Genomic DNA, 19,730 nt, shown 5'->3' on the forward strand with positions numbered 1-19,730 from the left:
CGCGCCCTCAGCGGGGGCAACCCCACCGGCCGCGCCCGCGGCAACCGTTGCCGCGCCGGTGCGGCGCCGTGGCCTGGCCGCCGCCGCGGCGACGCTCGCGCTGAGCCTCGCCCTCGGGGTGGGCCTCGACTCCTCCGCGATGACCCTCGCCGGTACCGGCGCGGCCGGCGGCACCGGGCACACCACCACCGTCGACGTGACCATGATCAACACGACCTTCAGCCCCGACAGCATCGACGTTCCGGTCGGCGACACCCTCGTGATCAACGTCACCAACGACGACGACATGCTGCACGACCTGGTGCTGGCCAGCGGCGGCGACTCCGGCCGGGTGGCTCCGGGGGCGAGTGCCACGATCAACGCGGGCGTGATCACCGCCGATCTCGACGGCTGGTGTTCGATCGCCGGGCATCGCCTGCTCGGCATGGAGCTGACCATCAACGCGATCGGTGCTGACGACAGCGCGAGCGCCGGGGCAGCGGATGCCGCAGCCCCCGACGACGGAACGGCCATGGACCATGGCGCGATGGGTGACGAATCCGTCGAAACCGGGTCGGCCGCCGACGACCTCGTGCCGGGGGCACTGCCGGGGGCGGACTTCGTGGCGCGGGACGCCGCGTTGGCGCCCGCGGCATCCGCTACCGTGCACGAACTGACGATGACCGTGACCGATGAAGAACTCGAGGTCGCGCCCGGGGTCACGCAGACGCTGTGGACCTACAACGGCGGTGCGACCGGGCCGACGCTGCGCGGCAGGGTCGGTGATGCCTTCGACGTGACCTTCGTCAACGCGGGCACGATCTCGCACTCGATCGACTTTCACGCCGGAGCGCTCGCACCCGACAAGCCGATGCGCTCGATCGACCCGGGGGAGAGCCTCGAGTACCGCTTCACGGCGACCCGCTCGGGCATCTGGATGTACCACTGCGGAACCATGCCGATGACGAGTCACATCGCCAACGGCATGTTCGGCGCCGTGATCATCGACCCGGCCGGGCTCAGCACGGTCGACCGGGAATACTCGCTCGTGCAGAGCGAGTACTACCTCGGCCCCCAGGGTGGTGAGGTCGACTCCGCCAAGGCGCAGGCCGCTGTCCCCGACCTCGTGGTGTTCAACGGGTACAGCGATCAATACATGGCCGAACCACTCACAGCCCGGGTTGGAGAGACCGTGCGCGTCTGGGTACTGGACGCCGGGCCGAACTCCGGCAGCTCATTCCATGTGGTCGGCGGGCAGTTCGACACCGTCTTCAAAGAGGGCGAGTATCTGCTCAAGGACGGCGGCAGCACCGGCAGCGGCGGGGCGCAGGCCCTCGCGCTGAGTCCCGCGCAGGGCGGCTTCGTCGAGCTCACCTTCACCGAGGCGGGCACCTACAGCTTTGTGACCCACATCATGGCCGATGCCGAGAAAGGCGCGCACGGCGTCTTCGTGGTCACCGACTGACGGTTGCGGCCCAAACAGGGGCCTTCGTTCAGGTGCGACCGTTAGAGTGGGTAAAAGGTGAGCCGGGAAGTCTGGTCGGCACAGACTTTTGTACGCCCGAAACCTGAGGACGAGATTTTGACTCACCCCACCCCCCTGCCCCCTTCTTCCAGCCCTTCATCGCCCGCCGTGCTACGGCGCGGCAGCGGCCGTGAGGCCCTGCGCATCGGCGCCATCCTGCGCAAGGAAACCGTCGGCGGTGCCCTGCTGCTGCTGGCGACCATCGCCGCCCTGATCATGGCCAACACCGGCCTCGCCGACAATTACTATGCGTTCCGTGACGTGAAAATCGGCTACGAGCCGTGGAACCTGAGCCTCAGCCTGGGCGCGTGGGCGGCCGACGGCCTGCTCGCGATCTTCTTCTTCCTCGCCGGACTCGAGCTGAAACGAGAGTTCGTCGCGGGCGACCTGCGCAGCGTCAACCGGGCCATCGTGCCCGTCGCCGCCGCGGTCGGCGGCGTGATCGTTCCCGCCGTCATCTACACCCTCATCAACCTGAACTCGGGGCCCGAGGCCCTGAAAGGCTGGGCGATCCCCACGGCGACCGACATCGCCTTCGCGCTCGCCGTGCTCGCGGTCATCGGTTCCAAGCTGCCCGCCGCCCTGCGTATCTTCCTGCTCACCCTGGCCGTCGTGGACGACCTGCTCGCGATCGCGATCATCGCCTTTTTCTACACCACCGACATCCTCTTCGGACCCCTGCTGCTCGCGATCATCCCGCTGGCGCTCTACGCCTTTCTCGCCCACAAGTTCTCTCACTTCTTCGGCACCAGGGCGCTCGCGCCGTGGCTCATCCTGCTGCCGATCGGTTTCGTCACCTGGGCGCTCGTGCACGAGAGCGGAGTGCACGCGACCGTTGCCGGCGTGTTGCTCGGCTTCGCCGTGCCGGTGCTGCGCAGTGCCAAGGGCGGGGGGCCGGATGCCGGTCCCGGCCTCGCCGAGACCCTCGAGCACCGCATTCGGCCCCTCTCGTCGGGCTTTGCGGTGCCGGTGTTCGCGTTCTTCTCCGCCGGGGTCACCATCGGTGGTGCCCAAGGCCTGTACGAGGCGCTGACCGACCCGGTCGCGGTCGGCATCGTCGTGGCGCTCGTCATCGGCAAGCCGATCGGTGTTCTGCTCGCCACCTGGATCGTGACGAAGACCACCAAAGCCAGGCTCGACCCCGACCTGGCCTGGATCGACGTGTTCGGCCTCGCCCTGCTCGCCGGCGTGGGCTTCACGGTCTCGCTGCTGATCAGCGAACTCGGTTTTGGGCAGGGCACCCTGCTTGACGACCACAGCAAGGTCGCCATCCTGGTCGGCTCGCTGCTCGCGGCCGTGTTGGCCTCGGCGATCCTGATCAGCCGAAACCGCCACTACGCGAAGATCGCCGAAAAAGAGGCGGTCGACGCCGACGGCGACGGCATCCCCGACGTCTACCAGACCGAGGATTCCGACCAGGCCGGCCGGCCCGCCCCGAAGAACTAGCGTCCGCCCGTACCATTCGACGGAGATCGGCCCCGAAAACCATGGTTTCGGCAAGAAGGCGTGATCTTGGGTGCTGAATACCGTCGAATGGTACGGGGACGGCTAGTCCCAGCGGGGTCGGGAGTCGAGGAGCTGGCGCGGCTCCATGGCGTCGTGCAGTACGCGGCCGATGACCGATACCTCGCCTTCGCGCCGGCAGAGGAGAAAATGTCGCGGGCTGTGGACGGTCTTCCCTGGTGCGTGGTCGCGGCTCTGCGCCAGATGCCACGAGAAGACACCGTCGCCTAACTCCGGGCGGGGGAGGCAACCGACATCGTCGCTGCGCGCGGCCGCATCCCGAATGGCGGTGCCGATGAGTGCCTCGTAGCGCTTGCGTGCCTGCTCGCCGAACTGCTCGTCTGTCCAGGCGAGGATGGCGATGATGTCGGCCTGCGCCGCATGAGTGAGACGGTATCCCGCCCTCACCCAGCCGACTCGTTCCGGGCCGCCGCTCGCACACCGAGCTGTCCGATGACGGCGTCGAGGTTCTCGTCAGCAACGTCATCGAAGCGACCGGATGCGAGATCCGACCAACCCTGCTCGGCCGCCGCACGCAGTGCGGCAAGTTTTGCTGCACTCTCCAACTCCCGACGTTCCAGGAGCCGAAGACCGTCTCGCAGCACCTCGCTGGCGTTCTGGTAGCGCCCCGCCTTCACCAGCGATTCGACGAGCTCGTGCTGGTGCTGACTCAGGACCACGTTCCTGGTTGCCACGGCGACCACCTCCATTGGCAGTTTATGCCATCGGGTCCCTGTTCGGCAGGGCACAAAAAGCCGTTGGCGGCGTCGACAGGAGCCCCGCAGTCGTCTGATTGCAGGCCGTCCCCGCCGTCTGGCGGGTCGCAAGAGGCGTTCTGTGACACCTCGTGCGCGAGGTGTCACAGATAGTCCCGTGGTGGGTGGCAAAACCAAGCGAATGGACCGCTCGCCGGGCCCTGGGTCGCTCGTGGTTCGACGGGGCGGTCAGTGGCCGCCGCCGAGGGTGCCGGCGAGGCGGGCGTGCAGGGTGGTGCTCGCCTCGTTGAGGCCCTCGATGACCACGCGCTTACCGTGGCGCTCGTACTTGTACGTGATCGAGTCGAGGGTCGCGACGGTCGAGGCGTCCCAGATGTGGGATGCCGACATGTCGATCACGATGTGCTCCGGGTCGTCGGCGTACTCGAACTGGGTCATCAGGTCGTTGCTCGAGGCGAAGAAGAGGGCGCCGGTGACGGTGTAGTGCGCGGTGGGTTGCGGTGCGTCGAGCGCTACCGTGCGGTCGACGGTCACGAGGTGGGCGACCCGGCGCGCGAAGGCGACCATGGCCACGATCACCCCGACGACCACGCCGATCGCGAGGTTGTGGGTGATGACGATGACGACGACCGTGGCAAGCATGACGGTCGTCTCGCTCGCGGGCATCCGCTTCAGGGTCGACAGGCGGATGCTGTGCCAGTCGAACGTGAGGTACGACACGATGATCATCACCGCGACCAGGGCGGCCATGGGGACGACCGCCAGCACGTCGCCGAGCCCGAGCACGAGAACGAGCAGGAAGACCCCGGCGAGGAACGTGGAGATGCGGGTGCGGGCACCAGATGCTTTCACGTTGATCATGGTCTGGCCGATCATGGCGCAGCCGCCCATGCCGCCGAACAGGCCACTCATGACGTTGGCGACGCCCTGGCCCCAGGTTTCGCGGGTCTTGTTGGAGTGGGTGTCGGTGATCTCGTCGACGAACTTGGCGGTCATCAGTGACTCGAGGATTCCGACGAGGGCCATGCCGAGCGCGTAGGGGGCGATGATCGTGAAGGTGTCCCAGGTGAGGGGGACTGTGGGCAGGAAGAGCTCGGGCAGGCTGCGGGGGAGTTCGCCCTGATCGCCGATCGTGGGCACGTTGATGGCGATGACCACGGTCGCGACCGTGAGCACGACGATCGCGACGAGCGGCGCCGGAACCACCTTGGTGAGGCGCGGCATCACGATCATGATGATGAGGCCGGCGGCGACGAGCGGGTAGACCATGAACGGCACGCCGAGCAGCTGGGGGAGCTGGGCGGTGAAGATGAGGATGGCGAGGGCGTTGACGAAGCCGACCATGACGCTGCGCGGGATGAAGCGCATCAGCCTGGCGACGCCGATCAGGCTCAGCACGATCTGGAAGACCCCGGCGAGAATCACCGTGGTGATGAAGTATTCCATGCCGTAGTCGCGCGCGACCGGTGCGATGACGAGGGCGACGGCGCCGGTCGCGGCGGTGATCATGGCGGGGCGTCCGCCGACGAAGGCGATCGTGATCGCCATCACAAACGACGAGAACAGGCCCACGCGCGGGTCGACGCCGGCGATGATCGAGAAGGCGATGGCTTCGGGAATCAGGGCCATCGCCACGACGAGGCCGGCGAGCACCTCGCGGGTCAGCAGTTTCGGGCTGCGGAGGGCGGTGAGTACGGAGGGCTCGGCGCGATAGCGGTTGGGGCGCGGGGTGGTGGTGAGTGCCATTCGTGCAACTCTACCCTGACGTTAGGGTTGAGTTCGCGTTCGTGAGAAGCTGGACCCATGACAGCGGAGACGAACCCAGGCCTCGCGATGATGCACATCGGCGAACTCGCGGAGAAGACCGGCATGTCGCTGCGCACCCTGCGCCACTACGACGAGATTGGCCTGCTCGCCGCCTCGGGCCGCACCGAGGGCGGCTTTCGCCTCTACACCGAAGACGACCAGTCGCGCCTGATGCTCATTCGACGGATGAAGCCCCTCGGCTTCTCGCTCGAGGAGATGACAGCGCTGCTCAGCGTGATCGACAGGTTGCAGGGCGATCAGGCCGACGACCCGGCCGTGCGCGCCGAGCTTGCCGCCTTCATCACGTCGGCCGGTGAGCGCCGCGTGAAGCTTCAGGAGCAGCTCGCCATGGCCGACGAGTTTCTGGAGCTTCTGCGCGCACAGTAGGCGCGGTCCCGATAAGGAAAGTACTTGCCAAAAGTGCAAGTACCTGCCATATTGGGGGAAACGGAAAGGAACATCATGGAGACTCAGTCCCCGGTCAGTCCCGCAGAAGCACGCAGCCTGCTCGATCACGCCGACCGCATCAGCCGCCAGGCCCACGAATCGACCCGCTGGCCGTACATCACCTTCATCTTGGCTCTCGGCGTATCCACGTCGCTCGGTACCCTGGCCATGGGTTTGACCACCGGCGACGCCTTTGGCATGTCCTACTTCGGCACGCTGACCGTGGGCCTCGCGCTGATCATCTTCTTCTCGATTTCGATCCAGGGCCGGGCCGCCTTCGCGCGGAGCCGACGCTGGACGGCCTACATTGCGATCTGGGTAGCGACCTACGCGGCTGCGATCGTCGTCGCCGCCTGGGTTCACGGCTCGGTCTTGTGGTCGGGCATCACCTCCGGCCTGATCCTCGTTGTCACGATGTCCTGCGCGGCCTACGAGGCACGGCGATGACCGTGACCGAGAAAGCCCACCCCCGGCACCGGCTGGACGAGCACCTGCAGAACCCCGTGCGGTTCTCGATCATGGCCGCGCTCGCCCGGGCGGGAACGCTCGGCTTTCGCGAAGTTCGGGACGCGATCGAGGTCACTGACTCCGCGTTGAGCAAGCAGGTCGCCCTGCTCGAAGCGGCCGAGTACGTCTCGGTCGGCAAGGCATTCGTCGGCAAGATGCCCCGCACCTCCCTGACGCTGACCCGCCAGGGACGGCTCGCCTGGAAGGCCCATCTCGCCGCGCTGACCGAAATCGCCGGCCAGGGGTGAGCATCCGCTTCGAAGGCCCCGGTCCGAAGTCGTGAGCCCTTACACTGTGGCCGGGGGTGGGTATCCGTTCCTGGACGCCCACGGTGCGGAGACAGCTTGGAATACGTCGGTCGGCGAATAGTCAACGCGAGCAGCGCGACGATCGTCGGCATCCTTGCTGATATTCGGCGACTGCCGGAGTGGAATACCGCGATCCTGTCGGTCACAACCGGCGATGCCCAGGCCATCGCGCTCAAGACGTACCCGATCAGAGCGAAGCTGCCCGGTGCGTGCACGATGACCTACGACACGGTTTCGACCAGCCACATCGGCTGGCGGGTCGACGGCTTTCACGCCCATGAAACCGGAAAGTGGACACTCGTGCAGGTCGCCGACAACGTGACCGAGGTCACGCACACGATCAGGCACAGCGGAGCGGTCTTTCGCCTGCTGGCCGGCGCTTTTCGGACTGTGCCTGGCCTGAGACTCGATCGTCTGCAGCGCCGAGCTGAAGGCGGAAAATAGCGCTTCCCGCCGCTGGATTACGTCACGCTGGCACTCGACGCGCTCGACGCGCTCGGGGAATCAGGGGGTGCGGGGGCGGCGGGTGGCGGCCGCGAGCATCCGCTCTAGAGGACCCTTGCCGAAGAAGACGCGCCAGAGCGACGCGAAGAGCAGGGAGGCGAGCACCATGCCGACCAGCAGTGGCACGCCGGGGTAATCCACGATCGCTGGCACGCTCGGATCGTTTCCCTCCCGCACTGCGACGAAGCCGATCAGGGCCACGATCTGCAGGGTGTAGACGGTGAGGGCCATCGAACCGGCCGCCGCGATCGGCCAGAGTGCGCCGCGTGCCGCGCGCCCGAGCGACGCGCGCTCGGGTGCGGTCAGCCAGAGCAGTGCGCCAATGATGGCGATCGCCAGGCCTCCCGAGCCGAGCACCTCGGCGGTGGATCCGGAGTGTGCCTCGGCGCTGATCCCCGGCAACACCGCGGCGGCGCCGTAGCCGGCGAGGGCGAAGAACGCGCCGACGCCGATCATGAGGGCCCGGGTGCGCGGCCGGGTCAGGCCCGACCGCGCCGCGATCAGGCCGGCGAGCAGAAACGGCAGCCAGATCAGAATGGGGTAGTAGCCGTTCAGAAAGTAGTAGTCGACAAAATAGGCGACCGTGTCACGCGACGTGTTCACGTCGCCCTGCCCGGCGCCGAGAATCGGCGCGAGCGCGATCAGCCCGACGCCGAGCGCGGCGAGCGCCCAGCGCGGAAAGAACAGCACCGGGGTCAGCAGCAGGAACATGATGCCGTAATAGTCGAGGATCACGGCGACGTCGCTGTCGAAGCTCGAGAGCACGATGCCGATCAGAAAGATGAAGATCGCGCGCAGCACGACGCTCACGATCCGATCCGAGCGGATGCCCCGCCCGGTTGGCCGCGCGGCCCCGGTCATCAGGCCGAGCGACACCCCGGCGAGTGTCGCGAACAGGATTGAGGAGCGGCCGTCGACCAGGAGTTCGGTGTCGTTGGGCCGTGGAATGGCGTGGGCCACGAGCATGCCGAAGATGGCGAGCCCGCGCGCCACGTCGACGCCTACGATGCGCGCGCGGCTGTCGGTCTGAGTGGAAGGGGCGGGCGCCGAGGTCGGCCCCAGAGCAGGAGTGGCACCGGCGCCCGAGCCGGGATCCGGGGGAGTCGCGGGGGGCGGCATCCGTTACCAGACCGTGATCGCGGCGGGGCCGGGCACGATCCCCACGGCGGGCAGCTCGCGGCCGGCGGCGTCGACGACGGCGACGCGGGCCGGGGCGCCGGTGGCGGGGTCGACGAGGCGGGAGCCGGCACCTTCGGGCGCAGGGTTGAAGGTGTCGCCCCACTGGATGAGGGCCGCCAGGGCGAGGTCGAGGCCCTGGCCGGCGGGGGTGAGGTGGTAGCTGGAGCGCTCGCGGCAGCCGGGCTCGCGGTAGGGGCGCTTGTCGAGCACGCCGGCCGTGACCAAGGTCGCGAGGCGACTGGCGAGGATGTCGGTCGGGATGCCGAGTCCGTCGCGAAACTCGCCAAATCGGGTCTGGCCGCGCAGGGCGTTGCGCACGATCAGCAGCGACCAGCGTTCGCCCACGATGTCGAGGCTGCGGGCGACCTGGCAGGTGGTCGGCGTGCCGTCCGGTCGTCTGTACATGGGAACACTGTACGACTTTTTCGCCTCACTTGGAGATTCCAAGACAGACTGGGTATGGTGACCACCATGAGACAACCGGGCCTTCGATGACGCTGGGCCTTCGATGACGCTGGGCCGCCGCGGCACCTTCTGGTCGGCCGCGATCGTGCTCGCCCTCTGCCTCTGGGCGAGCGGGGCGCCGAGCGTGCTCTATCCCGCCTATGCCGCCGCGTGGAACCTGGCTCCGGTCGTGATGACCTCGGTGTTCGGCGCGTACCCGATCGCCCTGCTGCTCGTGCTGCTGTTCGCCGGCGGACTCAGCGACACGATCGGTCGGCGCCGGGCGATGCTGCTCGGCATCACGCTGATCGGCGTCTCGGCCGTCGTGTTTGCGGTCGCCCCGAACGTCGGCTTTCTCTTTGCCGGCCGGGTGCTGCAGGGCGTGGGCACCGGATTCGCGCTGGGCGCCGCGAGCGCTGCCCTCGTCGAGCACAACGTTTCGGGCAACCTGCGCTTCGCCGGGTCGATGGCCACCGTCTCGACCTCGACCGGGCTGACGCTGGCGCTGCTGCTCTCGGGAGCGCTCGCGGAGCTGGCGCCGCTGCCCCTGGTGCTGAGTTTTCTGGTGCTGTTCGCGCTCAGTGTTCTCGCCTATTTGCTCGTCTGGCTGACCCCCGACGATCGGCCAGCTGGCCTTGCGCGCTATCGCCCGCAGCTGCTGCGGATGCCGCCCGGCATCATGCGGGTCTTCATCGCGTCGACCCTCTCCGTCTCGGTCGCCTACGCGATCGGTGCCATGTTCCTCTCGCTCGGCGCCCAGATGGCCCGGCAGCTGACCGGCACGACGAACCTAATCGTGGTCGGCGGGCTGCTCGCGGTGTCTGCGTTCGTGATCGGGCTGACAGCGCTGTTCCTCAGCCGGGTGCACGCGCACGTCGCCATTCTGGTCGGGGGCGTGCTCTCGATCGGCGGGCTGGCGCTGATGGCGGGCACCGCGGCATCCGGGTCGATCGGAATGTTCCTCGGCTGGTGCGTGGTGGGCGGAATCGGGTACTCGTTCGCCTTCACCGGCGGGTTGCAGCTCGTGAACCGCACCGCGCCGGTGGCGCACCGCGGCGCGACCCTGTCGATGATGTACCTGTTCGGCTACCTGTTGCAGTCGGTCACCGCGATCGGTGCCGGCGCGCTCGCGACGGCGCTGGGCCTCGAAACGGCGATCTACGTCGCCGCGCCGGCGCTCGCCGTATTGTGCCTCGCGGCGATCGGCTGGGCGGTCCTCGACCTGGCCGCCCGGCGCCGTCGGCCTTCATGAGACGACTCTCACAAAGAACGCGTCTCCCAGGGTAATTGCTGATCACAGCGAATTCTGTGTGATAGCAGCGGATGTCCCCGGCCGGCGGAATACCCCCCGGTCAGCTTTCACGGAGCTTCGGTAACAGGCCCGTGCCTAGGCTCGGGCCGTGCCCAAGTGTGGCTGGTGCGGCGTCTGCCGGGCCGGTCACGAGCTATCGAAAGGAACACACGAATGATGACGCAGAACCACACGCAGAACCAGAACGAGAACACCTCGGCCTTCGGCTCCCCGCTGAAGAAGCGTTTCGCCGTCGGCGCCGTGACGGCGCTGGCCGCCGGCTCCCTGCTGGGCCTCGGCGCCGTGGGTGCCACTGCCGCCCCGCTCGATGTCTCGAGCGAGAACGGGTCGAGCAACTCGACGACCGCGTCGGCCGAGGCTGACACTGCAGCGGGTACCCAGCTGACCGAGGCTGAGGCCCTCGACCAGATCGCCACCCTCACCGAGCAGCTGCAGGCCGACCTGGCCGGCAGCACCGAGGACGGCTCGACCGATGACGGCGCGGATGCGACGCAGATCGTGACCGACGCGATTGCCGGCCACGGCGACCTGTTCCAGAGTCTGCCGGCCAACCTGCAGAGCGACCTGACCGCACTCGGCGACGCGAACACCGACCAGGCGATCGCCGCCGACACGATCGAGACCACCGCCCTCAGCGGTGGGTATGGTGAGCAACTGCAGAAGCTGGCCGAGGCGATCCAGCAGGACCCGGAGCATCCGCTCGCCGCCGTCTTGCAGGCCGTCGCAGCCAGTGACGCCGTCGCGCCTGACACGGGAGCACCGAACGGCCTGAGCGCCGAAAAGATCACCGACGCGCTCGCGGCCAACCCGGCCCTGTTCGAGAAGCTGCCGCAGGAGCTGCAGGCCGACCTGACCGAACTGCAGGCCGCCCCCGAGGGAGACCGCGCCGCCGGAGCCGACGAGATCAAGGCCACCGCGCTCGACGGCGGCTACGGCGAGCAGATCCAGGCGATCGCCGAGCGGGTGGTGGCGAACTTCGCCGCCGCCGAGGCCGGTGCCGAGGCTGAGGCCGGCGCTGATGTTGAGTCCGACGAGGCCGACACCGACGTCAAGACCGACGCCGCGGCCACGGCGGGCGGGCACGACGCCAACTAGTCCACCATCACAACGGCGGGTCGGGAGCGATGCTCCCGGCCCGCCGTTGTGGGTGAGCGCGGCGAAAGCAGGATGCGACGCTTCAAACGGCTCGTTTCAACCTGTTTTCGCCGACAGCAGCGCAAATCGTCCTGTTTTGGGCACGCACCCGGCGCGAACGGATGCCCCGACCTGCCATCATCGGGGGATGAATCGCATTTCCTCCGCACAGATGCAACTTGAAGCCGTGGCGCCGGCCCGCCTGGTGCTCTCGATCGCACCCGCCGCCGGCCTCGATTCCACCGAGCAGTTGAGCGTGCTGCAAGCGGGCGAAAGCCTGCCGGTGCGCGAGATCCACGACGAGTTCGGCACCCGGCTGCACCTCGTCGACGTGCAGGCCGGAGGGGTCGACGTGAACTATTCCGTCGCGGTGACCGGCCAGGCCGAGCCAGCCGCGGTGACGGAGATCGACCGCATCCGCTACCTGCGGCCGAGCCGCTACTGCGAGTCCGACCGCGTCGGGGCCATGGCCCGCGCCGAGTTCTCGGGGCTCACTGGCCGCGACCTGCTCGCCGGGGTCAGCTCCTGGGTCGGGCAGAAACTCGTCTACGTGCCCGGGGCCAGCCTGCCGACCGACGGCGCGGTGCGCACCCTCATCGCCCGGCAGGGGGTCTGCCGGGACTACGCTCACCTCGTCGCCGCCCTGCTGCGCGCGGTCGACGTGCCGACCCGGGTCGTCTCGGTCTACGCGCCGGGCCTCGACCCGATGGACTTCCACGCCGTCGCCGAGGCGCTCATCGACGACGTCTGGCAGGTGGTCGACGCCACGATGCTCGCGCCGAGGCAATCCCTCGTGCGCATTGCGACCGGCCGCGACGCCGCCGACACCGCCTTTCTCACGACGATCGGCGGCATGGTTCTGCTGCACACCCTCGAGGTCACCGCGACCGTGGACGTGCTGCCCCGCGACGACGTGCGCGAGCTCGTCGAGCTGCGCTGACCGGAACCCTCGCGACGGTGCTGACCGGCACCGCCGGAGGCCTCGACGCCTCACTCAGCGGCCTCTTCGCCGCCCTGCCCGGGGTACTCACGCTCACCGTGAACGTGCAGCCGGACCAGGCGGATGCCCCGCCGCATCCGCCCTATCAGGCCGCTAACCCGCCGGATTCCAGCGCCGAATACCGGGTAAGCGCACTGCGGATCGGACTGCTCGACTCAGCGCCCGGCAGCGTGGCCGGCAGCGAACTCGCCTCGGTGACCCTCGCCACGGCCTCGGCGGGGGCGAACGCCCGGTTGCCGTAGTCGGGGCCGGTCAGGCCAACTGCGGGGAGGGGCGGTCGGGCTCGCCGGCCACCTCGGCGGGGGTGCGCGCACCGAGCTTGATGCGGGCCTTGTAGAGGTGGGACTCGACCGTGCGCACCGAGAGAAACAGGGCGGCGGCGATGTCGCGGTTGGTGCGCCCCTGGGTGGCGAGGGTCATGATCTCCGCCTCCCGCCGGGTGAACGCCGTGCGCGGAGCACGCACCACCGGCCGCCCGGCCGGCGGCAGGCCGGCGGCCATGGCCCGAAGCTTCTTGCCCTGAATGCGGCTGAGCGCGGCGGCGGCGCGGTTGTCGTGCTCGGCGTGCAGGAGCGCGGCCTCCTCGCTGACCCAGGCGGCACGGCCCCAGGCTCCCAGGCCGTCCAATCGCGAGCTGGCCCGGTCCAGCGCAACGGCGTCGCCGTCGGCGAGTGCGCGCACCTGTTGCGCGCCGGCGAGGAGCAGCGGCGCGTCGGTGTGGTCGACCGCGAGCTGAAGGCTGTCGATGAGGTCGGCCGCGGATTCGCCGAGGTCGACCCGAACGTGCACGAGCCACGACCGCATGACCGGGGATTGGCCGCCATCATCGAGCAGAAGCTGATCGGTGAGGGCCAGGGCGCCGTCGATGTTGCCCGTCGCAATCAGCAGGGCGAGCGCGGCGCGGTGAGCTTCGAAGCTCAGGTTGCCGTTGACCTCGTCGGGGCAGACGTGAGCGTTGACGGTGGCCATGAGAACCCGGGCGGCATCGACCGAGCCGACCCGTGCCAGGGCGCCGGCGAGTTGACACTGCACCCACGGCTGCCAGCCCGCGGCGTCGGACTCGGCGAAGTGCGCCTCGGACCGGCGCAGTTCGGCGACCGTCTGCGCGGTGTCGCCGTGGTACCGCGCGAGGGTCGCGGCAATCAGGCTGAGCACACCGAACTCGCCCTCATCACGGTCGCGCACGGCTCGATCGACCCGCTGGTGCAGTTGCGCCGCCAGGCCGTGCACATTGAGCCCGCTCATGCAGCGTACGAGGGTTTCGTGATGAAAAATCTTCAGCGAGAATGCCGCGGCAGAAAACGATTCCGTGGCGCCGTGGCGCCCATCGCTGTGATTGAGCGTTGTCGCCCAGTCGAGCAGTTCGAGAGCCCGGGTGGCGCGCCCCAGATACGCGTAACCGAGGCTGCCCAGGCACGCCGCACGGATGCGGGTGCCGGGATCGGCGGCTTCGTCCTGCGCCAGTGCTTCGCCTTCGGCCGAGACGCGCACCCAATTCATGCGCTGCCACGACGCGACGAGTCCGATGAACGCGAGCTCGCCGGCCATCGCCCCCGACTCAAACCACTCGGCGGCCTCCAGGGCCAGGGCGGCCAGGGCGTCCGGTCCTTCCGAGGACACCCGGGCCAGGGTGAGACGCCACTCCACGAGCTGAACCCCATCGTCCGACGTGCGCACCAGGGCGGCGGCATCGTTCAACAGTGCGCGGGCCGGCGCGAAACGATTGTCGCCCGCCAACGCCCGGGAATGACCGATGAGCGAGCGGATGCCCGGGCGAATTTGCCCGGCCAGCCAGGCGTACAGCACGGCATTGCCCGGATGGTTCATCGAGCTGCTCCGGCGTGACGCGACGAGGAGCACCTCACTGACCACGTCGTCGCCCCACTCGTCCCGCAGCCGGGGTGCGATGGTTCCCGCCTGCACCCACTGGTCGGCGATGAGCAGGCACTCCGCCGACGTGGTGGTCATGCCCAGCTTGCGGTCCAGGAGCAGACGATGAACCAGCCGGGCGCTCAGGTCGCCGAGCTGCGCCGGGTCGCAACTGGCCAGCGCTGCGTCGCCCACGAGCCCGTTCACGCGCAGGATGTCGCCGCCGCCGGCGGTCGTCGGCTGCACGAGCCCGCGCTGTACCAGATCGCGCAGTTCGACGCGGTTGCAGATCGCGGCCGCGCGCGACTGCTCCACGCCATTGGCGTGCGCGAGCAGGGCCATCGCGGCGATCTGGCTTCCCGTCAGGCTGCGGAGCTGGTGCGCCAGCAATTCGACGATGCGGCCGGCGGGACGCAAACGGGGAGCGGGGTCCCGGGCGGTGGAGCCGTGCGCCCCGCGAGCCACCAGCGCGGTCAACTCCCGAAGCAACACCCGTGATCCGCCACTGCCCTCGTGGAGTTGCGCCAGCGTGATGAGGTCGAAGGTCTCGGTGGGAGCGAATTCGCGAACCAGGTCGGCGGTCTGCGCCGGCGACATCGGCTCCAGGTCGATACGCTCGGCGCCGCCTTTGATCCAGAGGGCATCGAGCAGGCGAATGGTCACGGGATCGGTCTCATCGACCCGCACGGTGGCCACCGGGTCGGAGGTGAGGAGCAGGGCCAGCGCGCCCTCGAACGCGAGCTGGTTCAGGCAGGTCATCGTGGCCGCATCGAGCAGGTGCGCATCGTCGACGATGATCACCGCGGGGGAGTCGGTCGAGGAATGCTGAACCGCGTAGGCGAACACCCGCGCTGCGGTGATGGGTTCCCCGCCCGCGAAGGCGTCGGCGAGTTCCCGGGTCGAGCTGCCGGTCAGGGCACCGAACGCGACGGTGTGCGAGGAGGCCTGCGCTCGAATGCGCATCGCCGCCGCGCCACGGGCCTCCAGCAGTTCTGCGACCGCATCGGCGAGATGGCTCTTGCCGAAACCCGGTGCCCCCACGATGAGCACGCTGCGCGAGGTCAACAGGTGGCCGGAAATCTCGGCAAGGCGCTGTTCGTCAGCCAGGCCCGATGACAGCGGCGCGGGCAGGTCGGATACTGCGTGTCCCCTGTGCACCCCGGGCCTCCCCTCGATCAGGTTCGAGCTGTACGCCACACTTCCAAGTTACCCGCAAGCAGGGGGTGGTATGACGATCCGCGACCCGACGGCACTGATTTCGCGTCGCCCACGCTGGCATATCACTGCCTTTTCACTGGCTTTTCACTGAGATCTCCCGGGGATGACGGCGATGGCCCTGCGTGCGGCGCGGACACGCAAACTGAGGCCCACGCTGGCAACCGGCGGCCACGGCACTGAAATAGCCGAATCCGTTTCCATCGACGTGATCACTCGACCTAACGTTTGGCTGGTGGCCCCGATTGGGGCGACACAAACGCAGGGCGTTGCTCAGCAACGTCGCCTGTTCACAGGGGGATCACGATGGCACGACACATTTCCGGTACCAAGCCTTCCCGGCGCGGCAAGGTCATGGCGATTCTCGCCGGCGGCGCCGTTATCGGCCTTGGCACCACGGCCACACTGGCCTCCTGGACCGACACCGAATGGGTCTTCGGCGGCACCACCGACGTCAACGGCGACATCATCCCGGGCGTCGGAACCTCCATCTTCGAGGTGGAGCAGAACGTCTCCACCCCGTACGTCAGCACCGGATTTCTGCAGAACGAGACCAACCCGGGTGAGAGCCTCATCTTCACCAGCACGGCCCTCGCGCTGTCGCCGGGCACCAGCACCTACGCGGCCGTCGCCCTGCGCACGGTGACCGCCTCCGTCGGGGGAGACCTCACCCTGCAGGCCGCCGTGCCGGCCGCCGGCTTCAATGCGGCCGCCGACGTCGACGACCTGCTCTGGAACGCCCTCACCGTGCGGGCGTCGGTCACGAGCGCCGCGGTCACCTGTGATGCCAGCGCGTTCCTGTCGACCGTCAATGCCGGTGCCGGCCCCGTGATCGTCGCCTCGGGCGCGCTCGGCACGGCGATCGGCACGACCGACCAGAGTGTCAGCGCCGCCAGCGGCAATGTGCAGCACTACTGCTTCGAGGTCACCCTGCCGACGGTACCGACGGTCTCGGGCGCCTACACGGTGTCCGACCTGCAGGACCGGCTCGTCGCGCCGGCCTGGGAATTCTCCGCCGTCTCCAACTAGCATCGTCGCAACAGACCCGTCGTGATGGCCCTGATCGAGCGAGCGGATGCGGCGGCGCGGCCCCGTCGCATCCGTCGCCCGGATCGCGCCGCGCGCACCCGGCGCGGTGCGGGACCGTGGATCAAGGAACTGCTGCTCACCCTCGCCGGCCTGGCCGGCGTGATCTCGATGGGCTGGTTCGCGGCCTCGTCGATCTTCGGCCTGACCGTCGTGATCTTCATGACCGGGTCGATGGCCCCGGGTTTGCCCACTGGATCCGCGGGGATCGCGGTCAACGACGTGCCGGCTGCGAGCCTCTCGGTGGGCGACATCGTCACGGTGCCGCGTGAGGGCCGTGACCTGCCGGTGACGCACCGCATCATCGCCATCGATCCGGTGCCGGGCGCCCCCGCGACGCGCTCGCTCACCCTGCAGGGCGACGCGAATGCGACGCCCGATCGTGAGGCCTACATGGTCGAAACGGTGCAGCGCACGGTGTTCGGTGTGGCCGGGGCCGGATTCGCCCTGCGTGCGCTGCAAACCCCGTTACTGCTCGGCGCGGTCACCCTGCTCGTGGCCCTGCTGGTGGTGTGGGCGTTCTGGCCGGCTCCGCCGGTCGCCGGTCGCCCGAACCGGCGCCGGCACTCCCCCCGATACCCAGCTTCCGAGGAATTCCCATGACCACGATCATGCCAGCCGGCGCGGCCCGCCGGGCCGTCGCGCTGGCGTCGGGCGTGGCGCTCATGGTGGGACTGAGCCTCTTCTCCGTGCAGGCGCAGGCCGCCCTGCGCGGGGTCCCCGAGACCGGTGCGGCCGGCATGCTCACCCTCACGTCTGACCAGGCCGACCCGGACCAGATCGTGGTCGTGCCGGGCGTGCCGACCTACTGGCAGATCGACGCCGCGCTGCAGCACGACGGGTCGGGAACGCTCAACCTGGAAATGATCAAGAGCGGCGCAATGGCGACCAACGCGAACGGACTCACCGTGATGGTGGAGCGCTGCAACGAATCGTGGACCAACGTGCCCGACCGGCCCGAGTGCGCCGCCAACCGCCGAACCGTCGTCGTCGCGACGCCGCTCGACAACCTGGAGTCGGGCAGCGAGCTCTTCGACCTCGACGGCATTCCGGCCCGCAGGGGCAAGCACCTGCTGGTGACCCTCACGCTGGGCAACACCGGCATGCCGGCCGGAACCCTGTCCGGGCGCATCGGATTCGGTCTGACGGCGGCCGGTGACACGGCCGCCGCCGATACCGCGAGCAGCCCCGCGGCCCTCGCCGCGACCGGGATGGACGCCGCCGCGCTGGTTCTGGTCGGGCTCGGTGCCGTCGGGCTGGGCCTGACGGTGTCCGCCATGCGGCGCGCCCGTGCGTCCGTGGTTGTGGCCGCCCGGCCGAGCCCGACCGGGGACCTGCGATGACGCTGCGCTCAGGCGTCTTCCGGCCGCGCGGTCGCCCGTCGGGTCGCGCGGTGCACCGCTCCGCGTCGTCCCCACGTTCCCTGGCCGGCACCGCGCTCGCCGCGGTGCTGGCGGCCAGCCTGCTCGTGGTGACGGTTCCGGGGCCCACCGCGCCCACGATGGCCTCCTGGAACGACGCCGAATGGACCTCCGGATCCCTCGGCACCGACTCCTTCGACTGCGGCGCCGACACGAACTATTCCACCACCGCGTCGGCCCGGTTTCTCAGCGGCAGCCTGCTCGGCACCAACCTGGATTCGGTGGCTGAGCTCGCCGGCGTGACCGCCACGCGCAACGTGTCCGGCGCGGCACCGGTCACCCCGACCACGTCTCTGGTTCTGGCGACCGGTGACCCGGCGACGGATGCCTACGCGAACCCGCTGCCGGCATCCGCCCTGAACGGGGTGGTCGGCCTCGACCTGACCGGCCTCACCCTCGGCCTGCCGGGCGGCTCCGCCGGCGCCCTGAACCAGTACGCCCGGGTCAGCACCGACGGCACCTCGGCGGGCGCATCGGGGCTCGTCAACAACTCCGGCGGGGTGGGCGTGACCGCGGGCACGCCGAGTTCGGAGCTGCCGGAATCGGCGACGCTCAGCCTGGCGCAGGCTCTTCCGGTCGTCTCCGGCGTGACGGATGCCCGCCTCGAGATCGGCGCGGTCGCCGCGTCTTCGCAGCTCGACTGGTGCGCGGCGCTGCTCAGCCAGGTCTGGGGCGACGGGACCATCAGCGGGGTCACCCGCGATTACGGCATAGCCGGGCTCGACCTCGTGGTGGACAGCCCGCTGGTGAGCGACCTGGTCGGCTCCGTGAACGGCACGATCGCCGGGCTCGAAGCCGCCGTCACGGACCTGTCGGGCACCAACGGGCTGATCAACAGCACGATTCGCAGCGCCCTGCTGGCGAGCGGGTTGCTCGGCACGCTCGGCCTCGGCTCGATCACGGGCACGGTCACGGTCGCTGACCCGCAACTCGCGAGCGCCGTCGGCACGCTGCTCACGACCCCGCTCAGCGACGGAACGGTCACGATCAACCTCGTCGACGGCACCGTTGCGGTGAACCTCGCGACGCTGCTGGGCGATTCGACCCAGGGCATCAACAACCTCGCGCCGAATACCGAGCTGGTGCTCACCAGCGCGGTGCTGAACCCCCTGGCCGCGCGGGTCGGCGCGCTGCTCGACGCCTGGACCGTGAATGTCACCGCCGCCGTGACGGATGCCGTGAACGCCGCCGTGCTCAGCGTGGAATCGTCGGTGACGATCAGCCTGCCGCCCGTGCTGGGTGTCGCCGTCGAGGTGTTGCGGCTGGACATCGGCCTGCGCAACGTCAACGCCGGCGACACCTCGTCCACGACGGTCGGCGACGTGCTGGCCGGGCGGGCGGCCCTGGCCATCGTGCCCACGACGCTCGGGGTGGGGCTCGGTGGGGTGACCGCGCTCGTCACCGGGTTGACGGCGTCGCTCGTGGCGCCAGTGTCGACCCTGCTGACCACGCAGCTGCTGACGCCGGTTTCGTCCCTCGGCGCCGCGCTGGCGGCGGCGTCGGCGCCGATCGTGACGGCCCTCGGCAGCGTGGTCGCGGCACTGCCGAGTCTGCTCTCGCTCGCGGTCAACGTGCAGCCCGACCAGGCCGGGGCGCTGCCCGGGCCGGGCTACTCCGCCGCCGTGCCGCCGCGAACGAGCGCGGAATACCGGGTGAGTGCCCTGCGCATCGGGCTGCTCGACTCGGTCGGCAGCGCGGGCTTCGTCTACGCCCACCTCGCCACCGCGACGGCGGGTGTCAACGCTCGCCTGCCCTGATCGCTCGCAGCGTGCGCG

At 69.2% G+C, this 19,730-nt stretch carries 20 protein-coding genes; 14 read left to right on the forward strand and 6 right to left on the reverse strand.

Translation table 11 applies throughout. From position 1 onward, the window contains the following. Together D6T64_RS10000 and nhaA are read left to right on the forward strand one after the other, a co-directional pair. A partial coding sequence (locus D6T64_RS10000; protein WP_158594856.1) for a multicopper oxidase domain-containing protein occupies nt 1–1,444 on the forward strand: 1,444 nt, incomplete at its 5' end. Between the two features lie 117 nt (nt 1,445–1,561). Beyond that, the gene (gene nhaA / locus D6T64_RS10005; RefSeq protein WP_119974537.1) at nt 1,562–2,950 is read left to right on the forward strand and encodes a Na+/H+ antiporter NhaA; all 1,389 of its coding nucleotides are present in this window, start codon (nt 1,562–1,564) and stop codon (nt 2,948–2,950) included. A gap of 102 nt (nt 2,951–3,052) precedes the next feature. Here the strand turns inward: nhaA and D6T64_RS10010 are convergent, their stop codons facing one another. The 3 genes from D6T64_RS10010 to D6T64_RS10020 all read right to left on the reverse strand — a co-directional run bounded on the left by D6T64_RS10010 (nt 3,053) and on the right by D6T64_RS10020 (nt 5,469). Beyond that, nucleotides 3,053–3,415 carry a type II toxin-antitoxin system RelE/ParE family toxin gene (locus tag D6T64_RS10010; RefSeq protein ID WP_119974538.1) on the reverse strand — a complete coding sequence of 121 codons (363 nt, stop codon included), beginning with the start codon at nt 3,413–3,415 and terminating at the stop codon, nt 3,053–3,055. Next, entirely contained in the window at nt 3,412–3,717 is a 306-nt protein-coding gene (locus D6T64_RS10015; RefSeq protein ID WP_199719131.1) for a type II toxin-antitoxin system ParD family antitoxin, read from the reverse strand. The genes D6T64_RS10010 and D6T64_RS10015 overlap by 4 nt, the downstream gene beginning before the upstream one ends. Nucleotides 3,718–3,951: 234 nt before the next feature. Next, nucleotides 3,952–5,469, reverse strand: coding sequence for a SulP family inorganic anion transporter (locus D6T64_RS10020; RefSeq protein WP_119974539.1), 1,518 nt, complete (start codon nt 5,467–5,469; stop codon nt 3,952–3,954). Between the two features lie 57 nt (nt 5,470–5,526). Here D6T64_RS10020 and D6T64_RS10025 point away from each other — a divergent pair, with 57 nt between their 5' ends. The 4 genes from D6T64_RS10025 (at nt 5,527) to D6T64_RS10040 (ending at nt 7,235) form a co-directional block, all read left to right on the forward strand. Continuing rightward, nucleotides 5,527–5,916, forward strand: a complete 390-nt coding sequence (locus D6T64_RS10025) for a MerR family transcriptional regulator (protein ID WP_119974540.1) — start codon at nt 5,527–5,529, stop codon at nt 5,914–5,916. A gap of 75 nt (nt 5,917–5,991) precedes the next feature. Further along, nucleotides 5,992–6,423, forward strand: a complete 432-nt coding sequence (locus D6T64_RS10030) for a chemotaxis protein CheY (RefSeq protein WP_119974541.1) — start codon at nt 5,992–5,994, stop codon at nt 6,421–6,423. Beyond that, the gene (locus D6T64_RS10035) at nt 6,420–6,731 is read left to right on the forward strand and encodes a winged helix-turn-helix domain-containing protein (RefSeq protein ID WP_119974542.1); all 312 of its coding nucleotides are present in this window, start codon (nt 6,420–6,422) and stop codon (nt 6,729–6,731) included. Before D6T64_RS10030 ends, D6T64_RS10035 begins: the two co-directional genes overlap by 4 nt. A 96-nt stretch (nt 6,732–6,827) precedes the next feature. After that, on the forward strand, nt 6,828–7,235 hold the full coding sequence (locus D6T64_RS10040) for an SRPBCC family protein (protein ID WP_119974543.1): 408 nt from the start codon (nt 6,828–6,830) through the stop codon (nt 7,233–7,235). A 60-nt stretch (nt 7,236–7,295) separates the two neighbouring features. Here D6T64_RS10040 and D6T64_RS10045 read toward each other — a convergent pair whose 3' ends face one another. Beyond that, nucleotides 7,296–8,414: a DUF418 domain-containing protein gene (locus D6T64_RS10045; RefSeq protein WP_119974544.1), complete on the reverse strand. Its 1,119-nt coding sequence runs from the start codon at nt 8,412–8,414 to the stop codon at nt 7,296–7,298. A 3-nt stretch (nt 8,415–8,417) separates the two neighbouring features. Next, the gene (locus D6T64_RS10050) at nt 8,418–8,879 is read right to left on the reverse strand and encodes a winged helix-turn-helix transcriptional regulator (RefSeq protein WP_119974545.1); all 462 of its coding nucleotides are present in this window, start codon (nt 8,877–8,879) and stop codon (nt 8,418–8,420) included. Between the two features lie 103 nt (nt 8,880–8,982). On the opposite strand from D6T64_RS10050, the gene D6T64_RS10055 reads away from it, so the two are divergent. The 4 genes from D6T64_RS10055 to D6T64_RS10070 all read left to right on the forward strand — a co-directional run bounded on the left by D6T64_RS10055 (nt 8,983) and on the right by D6T64_RS10070 (nt 12,606). Further along, nucleotides 8,983–10,170, forward strand: coding sequence for an MFS transporter (locus D6T64_RS10055; protein WP_233551012.1), 1,188 nt, complete (start codon nt 8,983–8,985; stop codon nt 10,168–10,170). Nucleotides 10,171–10,383: 213 nt separating this feature from the next. After that, nucleotides 10,384–11,325, forward strand: a complete 942-nt coding sequence (locus tag D6T64_RS10060) for a hypothetical protein (RefSeq protein WP_119974546.1) — start codon at nt 10,384–10,386, stop codon at nt 11,323–11,325. 187 nt (nt 11,326–11,512) lie between these two features. Continuing rightward, nucleotides 11,513–12,304, forward strand: a complete 792-nt coding sequence (locus tag D6T64_RS10065; RefSeq protein ID WP_119974547.1) for a transglutaminase-like domain-containing protein — start codon at nt 11,513–11,515, stop codon at nt 12,302–12,304. 17 nt (nt 12,305–12,321) lie between these two features. Further along, complete coding sequence (locus D6T64_RS10070; protein WP_119974548.1) at nt 12,322–12,606, forward strand: hypothetical protein; 285 nt, start codon at nt 12,322–12,324, stop codon at nt 12,604–12,606. A gap of 10 nt (nt 12,607–12,616) precedes the next feature. Here D6T64_RS10070 and D6T64_RS10075 read toward each other — a convergent pair whose 3' ends face one another. Beyond that, nucleotides 12,617–15,391, reverse strand: a complete 2,775-nt coding sequence (locus D6T64_RS10075) for a LuxR C-terminal-related transcriptional regulator (protein WP_158594858.1) — start codon at nt 15,389–15,391, stop codon at nt 12,617–12,619. Between the two features lie 363 nt (nt 15,392–15,754). Here D6T64_RS10075 and D6T64_RS10080 point away from each other — a divergent pair, with 363 nt between their 5' ends. From D6T64_RS10080 to D6T64_RS10095, 4 genes are read left to right on the forward strand one after another with little or no spacing between them, the layout of a single operon-like run. Beyond that, nucleotides 15,755–16,477, forward strand: a complete 723-nt coding sequence (locus D6T64_RS10080) for a SipW-dependent-type signal peptide-containing protein (protein ID WP_119974550.1) — start codon at nt 15,755–15,757, stop codon at nt 16,475–16,477. A 21-nt stretch (nt 16,478–16,498) separates the two neighbouring features. Next, a complete protein-coding gene (locus D6T64_RS10085) occupies nt 16,499–17,137 on the forward strand; it encodes a S24/S26 family peptidase (RefSeq protein WP_147364516.1) in 639 nt (212 codons plus the stop codon). Then, nucleotides 17,134–17,877, forward strand: coding sequence for a hypothetical protein (locus D6T64_RS10090; RefSeq protein WP_119974552.1), 744 nt, complete (start codon nt 17,134–17,136; stop codon nt 17,875–17,877). The genes D6T64_RS10085 and D6T64_RS10090 overlap by 4 nt, the downstream gene beginning before the upstream one ends. Further along, complete coding sequence (locus tag D6T64_RS10095; protein ID WP_119974553.1) at nt 17,874–19,712, forward strand: choice-of-anchor G family protein; 1,839 nt, start codon at nt 17,874–17,876, stop codon at nt 19,710–19,712. The genes D6T64_RS10090 and D6T64_RS10095 overlap by 4 nt, the downstream gene beginning before the upstream one ends. Nucleotides 19,713–19,730: the final 18 nt, after the last annotated feature.

The organism is Cryobacterium melibiosiphilum (assembly GCF_003602235.1).
GTDB classification, from domain to species: domain Bacteria; phylum Actinomycetota; class Actinomycetes; order Actinomycetales; family Microbacteriaceae; genus Cryobacterium; species Cryobacterium melibiosiphilum.

Coding starts and splice junctions, on each gene's coding strand:
- D6T64_RS10090 (WP_119974552.1), top strand. CDS start 17,134: ATGACCACGATCATGCCAGCCGGCGCGGCCCGCCGGGCCGTCGCGCTG.
- D6T64_RS10025 (WP_119974540.1), top strand. CDS start 5,527: ATGACAGCGGAGACGAACCCAGGCCTCGCGATGATGCACATCGGCGAA.
- D6T64_RS10035 (WP_119974542.1), top strand. CDS start 6,420: ATGACCGTGACCGAGAAAGCCCACCCCCGGCACCGGCTGGACGAGCAC.
- D6T64_RS10080 (WP_119974550.1), top strand. CDS start 15,755: ATGGCACGACACATTTCCGGTACCAAGCCTTCCCGGCGCGGCAAGGTC.
- D6T64_RS10065 (WP_119974547.1), top strand. CDS start 11,513: ATGAATCGCATTTCCTCCGCACAGATGCAACTTGAAGCCGTGGCGCCG.
- D6T64_RS10030 (WP_119974541.1), top strand. CDS start 5,992: ATGGAGACTCAGTCCCCGGTCAGTCCCGCAGAAGCACGCAGCCTGCTC.
- D6T64_RS10020 (WP_119974539.1), bottom strand. CDS start 5,469: ATGGCACTCACCACCACCCCGCGCCCCAACCGCTATCGCGCCGAGCCC.
- D6T64_RS10015 (WP_199719131.1), bottom strand. CDS start 3,717: ATGGAGGTGGTCGCCGTGGCAACCAGGAACGTGGTCCTGAGTCAGCAC.
- D6T64_RS10045 (WP_119974544.1), bottom strand. CDS start 8,414: ATGCCGCCCCCCGCGACTCCCCCGGATCCCGGCTCGGGCGCCGGTGCC.
- D6T64_RS10095 (WP_119974553.1), top strand. CDS start 17,874: ATGACGCTGCGCTCAGGCGTCTTCCGGCCGCGCGGTCGCCCGTCGGGT.
- D6T64_RS10055 (WP_233551012.1), top strand. CDS start 8,983: ATGACGCTGGGCCGCCGCGGCACCTTCTGGTCGGCCGCGATCGTGCTC.
- D6T64_RS10050 (WP_119974545.1), bottom strand. CDS start 8,879: ATGTACAGACGACCGGACGGCACGCCGACCACCTGCCAGGTCGCCCGC.
- D6T64_RS10060 (WP_119974546.1), top strand. CDS start 10,384: ATGATGACGCAGAACCACACGCAGAACCAGAACGAGAACACCTCGGCC.